Annotated in this window: 6 protein-coding genes; 5 read left to right on the top strand and 1 reads right to left on the bottom strand. The window is 71.8% G+C overall.

Features of this window, described 5'->3' with window-relative positions; genetic code table 11:
* Window positions 1-168 precede the first annotated feature (168 nt).
* The 5 genes from NBW84_RS15465 (at window position 169) to NBW84_RS15445 (ending at window position 5,886) form a co-directional block, all read left to right on the top strand.
* Window positions 169-621 (top strand): hypothetical protein, encoded by a 453-nt coding sequence (locus NBW84_RS15465; protein WP_250285445.1) that lies wholly within the window; start codon window positions 169-171, stop codon window positions 619-621.
* Window positions 618-2,213 carry a galactose oxidase-like domain-containing protein gene (locus tag NBW84_RS15460; RefSeq protein WP_250285444.1) on the top strand — a complete coding sequence of 532 codons (1,596 nt, stop codon included), beginning with the start codon at window positions 618-620 and terminating at the stop codon, window positions 2,211-2,213. The genes NBW84_RS15465 and NBW84_RS15460 overlap by 4 nt, the downstream gene beginning before the upstream one ends.
* Window positions 2,214-2,225: 12 nt before the next feature.
* Window positions 2,226-3,350 (top strand): glycoside hydrolase family 6 protein, encoded by a 1,125-nt coding sequence (locus tag NBW84_RS15455; RefSeq protein ID WP_250285443.1) that lies wholly within the window; start codon window positions 2,226-2,228, stop codon window positions 3,348-3,350.
* Between the two features lie 646 nt (window positions 3,351-3,996).
* The gene (locus tag NBW84_RS15450; protein ID WP_250285442.1) at window positions 3,997-5,130 is read left to right on the top strand and encodes a glycoside hydrolase family 6 protein; all 1,134 of its coding nucleotides are present in this window, start codon (window positions 3,997-3,999) and stop codon (window positions 5,128-5,130) included.
* Window positions 5,131-5,178: 48 nt separating this feature from the next.
* Entirely contained in the window at window positions 5,179-5,886 is a 708-nt protein-coding gene (locus NBW84_RS15445) for an SCO family protein (RefSeq protein ID WP_250285441.1), read from the top strand.
* A 26-nt stretch (window positions 5,887-5,912) separates the two neighbouring features.
* Here NBW84_RS15445 and NBW84_RS15440 read toward each other — a convergent pair whose 3' ends face one another.
* A complete protein-coding gene (locus NBW84_RS15440; protein ID WP_250285440.1) occupies window positions 5,913-6,755 on the bottom strand; it encodes an NAD(P)-dependent oxidoreductase in 843 nt (280 codons plus the stop codon).
* Window positions 6,756-7,078: the final 323 nt, after the last annotated feature.

The raw sequence follows: 7,078 nt of genomic DNA, 5'->3' as shown, positions 1-7,078 counted from the left end.
CCGGAAAAAGCCGCACCAGGAAAGCCGGCACCGGAAGAAGCGGTACCAGGAAAATCGGCGCCGGAGAAAGCGGCACCGAGCAGGCCGAAAAAAGCGGCTCCGGGGAGATCCGTGCCCGCGGCCGCGTCGGCCACCGCCTCCTCGGGTTATGTCGAGGAGGTCACGAAGGTGCTCAGACGGCCGGCCGCGCTGTCGGCGTCCGCGTCCGGCGGGCGGGGTGAGGAGGTCACGCAGACGACGGTCGTGCCGGCGCTGTCGGCCTCCGCGCCCGGCGGATACCGCGAGGAGGCCACCCAGACGATCATCCTGCCCGCGGTGCTGTCCTCGCTCGGGCCGGCCGGCTACTCCGAGGAGGCCACGCAGAAACTGATCCGGCCCACGCAGGGCGCCGGATCAGGGAAGCCGGGGAAACCGGGGAAGCCGGCCCGCCGCGCCCAGGACGCTGCCGCGCGCGGAGGGCGGTCCGCGGTCGCGGTGGCAGCCTCGGCCGAGCAGCCGGCGGCGGGAGGCTCCGTCCGTGGGCGCCCGGGACCTGGCACCTACACGGAGGAGGCCACCATGAAACTCATGCCACGCCGCCGCCGTGTTTCCGGTGACGGGCTGCTCGAGGAACTGACATGATGGTGTCCACCCAGAAACGCCGGGTACGCCGACGGCGGCTGCTCCAGCTCAGTGTGCTGCTTGTCCTGATTCTTGCCGGCAACGGCCCGTTCGCCGTGTCATGGGCCAGCGAGCAGTACGCCGAATGGCAGTCCAACCAGCCGGACTACATGCGTACCCACGGGCGTTGGGACATCATTGCCGACAGCGGCACCCGGTCCATTCACGCGGCCCTGCTGCGTACCGGGAAAATACTGCTCATGGCCGGTTCCGGCAACGACCAGGCAAATTTCGACGCGGGGAAGTTCACCACCGCGCTGTGGGATCCGGTCGCGAACACCTTCACCGACGTCTACACGCCGTGGGACGTCTTCTGCGCGGGGCAGGCCTTCCTCCCCAACGGCGACCTGCTGATCGCCGGGGGGACGAAGAAGTACGAGGTCCTGGCACAGGACTCGCCCGACGGCAAGAAGCACGAGTTCCAGGGGCTGAAGGACTCCTACATCTTCAACCCGGACACCGAGCGGTACGAGAAGACCGCCGACCTGAACCACGCGCGCTGGTATCCGACCCTGGTGACCCTTGCCAACGGTACGGTGGTGTCGGTCTCCGGCCTCGACGAGAACGGTGACATCGACCAGGGCAACACCGAGCTGTTCAGCGCGGCCACCAGGACATGGCAGGACAGCCACCACCTGAAGAAGATCTTCCCCACCTACCCGTCCCTGCTGCTCGCGGCGGACGGCCGGCTGTTCTTCTCCGGCGCCAACGCCGGTTACGGCCCGGCGGAGATCTCCGAGCGCCAGCCCGGCCTGTGGAACCTGGCGGACAACTCCTTCCAGCCGGTCAACGGGCTGCCCGAGCCGGAGATCAACGAGACGGCCGGGACGATCATGCTTGCGCCGGCGCAGGACCAGAAGGTGATGTTCATTGCCGGCGGCGGCGTCGGCGACACCCAGGCCGCGAGCGCCCGGACCGCCATCGTCGACCTCTCCGCGCCCGCGCCCGCCTATGTCAGCGGCCCGAACCTGACGGTGGCCAAACGGTATCCCGGCGCGGTCGTCCTGCCCGACGACACGGTGCTGGTCTCCGGTGGTTCCGCCGGCTACCGGGCCAAGGACTCGCTGACCGCCGAGACCTACCATCCGGACACCAACAGCTTCACCCCGGCGGCCGATCCGCGCGTTGGCCGTGACTACCACTCCGAGTACCTGCTGCTGCCGGACGGGCGGGTGGCGGTCTTCGGCTCCAACCCGCTCAGCGACGACAACTCCTTCGAGACCCGGGTCGAGGTGTACTCCCCGCCCTACCTCTACAAGGGCGAGCGTCCGGCGGTCTCCGAGGTGCCGGCCAAGATCACCCGGGGCACGGCCATCACCGTGAAGTCGTCCCAGCCGGCGGCGAAGGTGCGTCTGATCCGGCCGGGTGCCTACACCCACGTCACCGACACCGAGCAACGCTCCGTGGCGCTGCCGATCACCCAGCAGACGGGTGGCAGCGTCACACTGGACGTCCCCGAGAACCCCAACCTGCTTCCGCCAGACTGGTACATGCTTTTTGTGACCAACGACGAGGGTGTTCCCTCCGTCGCCACCTGGGTTCATGTTGGATGAGGAGGGCCTGTATTGATCTCCAGGCTGGTCCGCTGCGTCACGGGGGAGCGGGGGCCGGGAGCTGACCGGCCACGGCGAGGTACCCGGGTCAGGGCCACCGCGGTCGCCGGCGCCATCTCGGTGCTCTCCGCGTGCGGCGGCTCGGACGGGCCGGGCTCGTCCCCGGCCACGACCTCCGCGCTGACCGCGGTCGGCCCGCAGTGCCCCGCCGGGGACCCCGCCGGCCACGGCGCGGTGGCGGGGCCCGGCCCGCACGGCCCGGCACCCCGGGCGCCGTTCCTCGTCGACCCCGACAGCCAGCCGGCCCAGGCTGCGCGGCAGGACCCGGCAGCCGGGACGGCCGCCGCCACGATCGCGGCCAAGCCGTTGGCCTACCCCGTCGGGGACTGGCTGGGGGACGGCGTCCAGGCCCAGGTGGCGGCACGCGCGGCCGAGGCGGAACGCACCGGCGCCACCGCCGTCTTCATGGTCTACGCGATCCCGCACCGTGACGTCGGCGCGGGCTTCTCCGCCGGCGGTCTGCCCGACGCCGCCTCCTACCAGGCCTTCACCAGGAAGGTCGCGGCGGGCATCGGCCACCGCGACGCCGTCGTCATCCTGGAACCCGACTCACTGGCACAGCTGGACCATCTGGGGCATGCCGAGCAGGACGAGCGTTACCGGCTGCTCAACGACGCCGTCGACGTCTACGGCGGGCTTTCCGGCACCAGCGTGTACCTGGACGGGGCCAACTGCGGGTGGACGGCGGCGCCGGTCATCGCCGACCGCCTGACGCGGGCGGGCGTGCAGCGGGCCCGTGGGTTCGCCGTCAACGTGTCGAACTATTACCACACCCACGACGAGGTGGCCCGCGCCGACGTGATCTCGGCGCTGACCGGCGGCAGTCATTTCGTGGTCGACACCTCGCGCAACGGCCGTGGCCCGGCCAGGGGCGACCTGAAGGACGCCTGGTGCAACCCGCCGGGGCGGGGGCTGGGAACCACATCGACCACCGACACCGGCAGCCCACGTGCGGACGCCCTTCTCTGGATCAAGGTGCCGGGAGCCAGTGACGGGGAGTGCGGCCGGAACAACCCGCCAGCCGGCACCTGGTGGCCGGCCCAGGCCGACGAGCTCGTCCGCAACGCCACGTCCTGAACGGGGCCTTCCCCACCCGGGCGGGCAACGGCCCGTCGTACCCAGGGTGTTCCCGGACCGTCCGCGGCCGTTGGCCGGACGGGCTGGTTCCGGCGCGCCGGCCACCCGTTTCGGCATGATTCGCTGGATTGCGCTCCCGGCCAGGGGGCTCGCGGTGCCCGGCCACCGCGAAACAGAACAACGTCCTTCATGTCGGTTCGTCCCGCCCGGGCGGGTGGGGCTCGGGCCGCCCGGGCGGATATGCCCACCGCCGGTGGCAGTTGTCCCGTCCGCCGCTCCGGCGAATTCACAATGAAAAAACAACGTCCATTGTTTTTCTGGTAGCCGGAAGTCGCCGCCGGCGGTCGTTGCTGTCGTCCTGCCGACACGATTCCGGCGTGGCTGGTGGCGTTGGGTGCCGGCCCGTGTCGGCTTTCCGCACCGTCAGCGCGGTCGCTGCTAAACTGCCGCTGCGGACAGAGGGTTGAGCAAGAAAACGAGCGCATCCAACCGCCCGTTCGGAGGTCGTGTGTCGACAGACGTGCATGGAGGGCCCGGACGCCGGGCCGCCCGCCATGCGCATCGTCCGAAATCCCGTCGACCGCTATGGATATGGCTGACGCCGGTCGTCGCCGCCGCCGTATTCGCGGGTTTCGGTTGTGTACGGGTGGTGTTTCCCAGGACCTCTCCGGTCTCGTCCTCCGTGGACGTGGTGATACCGCGTCCGGTCGGTACGGTGCCTCCCGGGCCGCTGACCGCCGTCGCCGCGCTTCTCGGCTCGCTGGCTCCGGTACCGGGGCAGACCCCTGCCGCGCCAGCCGCGCGGCCCACGCATCCCGCCGAGCACACCGAGGCTCCCAGCGCGCCGCCGCCGCCGGCCCGGCCGCCGTCGGCGGCGCCGGCGACGGCCAGCAGCAATCCGTTCGCCGGGGCCAGGTTCTACGTCGATCCCGACAGCGACGCCATGGCCGCGGTCGCCCGGCTGCGTAACAGCGCGCCCGCGGACGCCGCCGCGCTGAGCCGGATAGCGAACACCTCGCACGCCGACTGGTTCGGCGGTGACACCGCGAACCCGGACGCCGTGCGGGCCAGGGTCGCCGGGCGCGTGGACGAGATCCGCGCTACCGGCGCGCTGCCGGTGCTGGTCGCCTACGCGATCCCCAACCGTGACTGCGGCAGTTACTCCGCTGGCGGAGCCGGTAGCCCAGATGCCTACCGGGCGTGGATCGCCGCTTTCGCCGCCGGTATCGGCCGGGGCCCGGCGGCGGTCATCCTCGAGCCCGACGCGATCTCCCAGACCGACTGCCTGTCCGCGGCCGACCGCCAGACCCGGTACTCGCTGCTGGGGAACGCGGTGGACGTGCTTGCCCACGTCGGCGCGGCCGTCTATCTCGACGCCGGGAACGCCACCTGGCACAGCGCCGCCGACACCGCCGCCAGGCTGCGCGCCGCCGGCGTCGACCGGGCCCGTGGCTTCGCCCTGAACGTCTCGAACTTCGACGAGACGCCGGACGAGCGTGCCTATGCCGCCGCGGTGTCCGCGGCGCTGGGTGGCACCGCCCGGGCCGTCATCGACACCAGCCGCAACGGGCTCGGCCCGGCCGCCAGCAACGCCTGGTGCAACCCGCCGGGCCGGGCGCTGGGCGCCGCGCCGACCGGCAACACAGGTGACCCGGTCGTCGACGCGTATCTGTGGATCAAAGTTCCCGGGGAGTCGGACGGGACGTGCAATGGCGGGCCTGGCGCCGGCCAGTGGTGGCTCGACTACGCACTGGGGCTGGCCGCCCGCGCCACCGGCTGACCGTCCCGCCGTCGACGCCCGTATCACCATCGGGTGCATTGTTGACGGGTGAACTCCCACCCGTTCCGGCCCGGGACACGGCGGCCCGGGACATGGCGGCCCCGGACGCTCGCCGCCGTGCTCCTCGCCGGCGTCCTGCTCGCCGTGCTGGTCACCGGCTGCGGCTCCTCGGGAACGGCCGGCCAGCGTGGCAACGGGCTGGTACACCTCGACGATCTCCCGGGTGCCGCGGGCGTGCGCGGGGTGGTCTTACAGCAGCCGCTGAGCAAGCCGGACATCCGGCTGACCGGCACGGACGGGCGTCCCTACGATTTCCGGGCGGCCACCGCCGGCCGGCTCACCCTGCTGTTCTTCGGTTACACCCACTGCCCGGACATCTGCCCGACCACCATGGCCGACATCGCCGCCGCGCTCAGCACGCTGCCGCCGGCTGACCGTGCCAAAGTGTCCGTGGTGTTCGTCACGTCCGATCCGGATCGGGACACCCCGGCGGCCCTGGGCAGCTGGCTGGCCCAGTTCGACCCGTCGTTCATCGGGCTGACCGGCCCGTTCGAGACGACCGCCGGTGACGCCGAGCAGCTCGGCGTCACGCTTGAGCGGCCGCGGCGGCAGCCCGACGGGTCGGTGACCGTCTCGCACGGCACGCAGGTGACGGCCTTCAGCCCGGACGGGACCGCCCGTGTCGCCTACCTCGCCGGCACCAAGGTCGCCGACTACGCCCATGACATCCCGCTACTGATCGCCGGCCGTACCTGACCCCCCGACGCCGCCCGCGGCGGTGGTCAGGTCGCGGTGTAGTAGGCGGCGAGGCTGGCGAAGTCCTCCTGGCCGTGCCCCGCGTCGGAGGCCTCCGTGGCCAGCGCGAGAGCGCTCGTGGCCATCGGCAGCGGCCGGCGGGCCGAGCCGGTGGCGATCCGCAGATCCTTGATCATGCCGTCGAGGGTGAACGTGGCGGGCTGGAAGTCGTTGCTCGTGAGCATCGACCCCTTGTAGCCCAGGATGAACCCCAGTGCGCCGCCGGCGAGCTCGGAACGCAGCAGGTCACGGTCGACGCCCAGGTCCGAGCCGAGCCGCAGCACCTCGCCGAGAGCCCCGGTGGCCAGCGCCAGGCCCAGGTTCACGACGGCCTTCAACGCCGTCGCGGTACCGACGCCGCCGACGTGCCGGGTGGTGCCGAACAGGGACAGCAGCTTCTCGGCGGCGGCCGCGTCCGGTCCGCTCGCGCCGACCAGCACGCGCAGGGTGGCGTCCCGGGCCGGCCCGGTCGTCCCGACCACGGGTGCCTCCACGTAGCGCAGCCCGGCCGCGGCGGCCACCCGCCCGAGTTCCCGCCCGGCCGCAGGCGCGATCGTCGTCGTGTTGATCACGAGGGTGTGCGGGGGCGCGCCGGCGATCACGTCGTCGAGCACCTGACGGGCGGACGCGTCGTCGAAGAGCATCAGCACGACCGCCTCGGCGGCGGCCACCGCGTCCCGTACGGAGGCGGCCTCACGCGCGCCCGCGGCCACCAGTTCCCGGGCCCGGCCCGGCGTCCGGTTCCAGATCGTCAGCTGGTGGCCGGCCTCGACGATGTGGCGGGCCATCTCCCGTCCCATCCGTCCCATGCCGAGAAAAGCGACGTTCATGGTTCTGCCTCCCCTGTATGTTCCGGTCTCCCCTGTATGTGCTGGTACTGCCCGGTGGGCCGGTGGGCCGGAGCCGGTGCGGCGGCGTTTCTTCCGTGCCTCTTCCGCGTCTCCTGTGCGTCTCTTGCGTGTCGAGGTTCCCGCTGGAGCCCCGGATCCACCGGTGCCAGAAGCCGGCTGCCACCGGACCGCCGGGTTTGTCGGCTTCCGGGCCCGCTCCGCTCATGAGAGTGTGGGGCGGAACGCGCGCGGTGGTACGTGGCGGCCGTGCGGCTGCCTCGAGCAGCCCATCGCTGGCACTATGGACGAGAGGCTGAATCACA

Origin of the sequence: Protofrankia sp. CiP1_Cm_nod2, assembly GCF_920664355.1 — a bacterium.
In the GTDB taxonomy this organism is placed as follows: domain Bacteria; phylum Actinomycetota; class Actinomycetes; order Frankiales; family Frankiaceae; genus Protofrankia.
The sequence above is the reverse complement of the archived record's forward strand: the minus strand, read 5'-3'. Positions and strand labels throughout refer to the sequence as shown.

What these genes read in the sequence shown, in the direction of transcription:
- NBW84_RS15440 (WP_250285440.1), bottom strand. Translation starts at nt 6,755, where the DNA reads ATGAACGTCGCTTTTCTCGGCATGGGACGGATGGGACGGGAGATGGCC.
- NBW84_RS15460 (WP_250285444.1), top strand. Translation starts at nt 618, where the DNA reads ATGATGGTGTCCACCCAGAAACGCCGGGTACGCCGACGGCGGCTGCTC.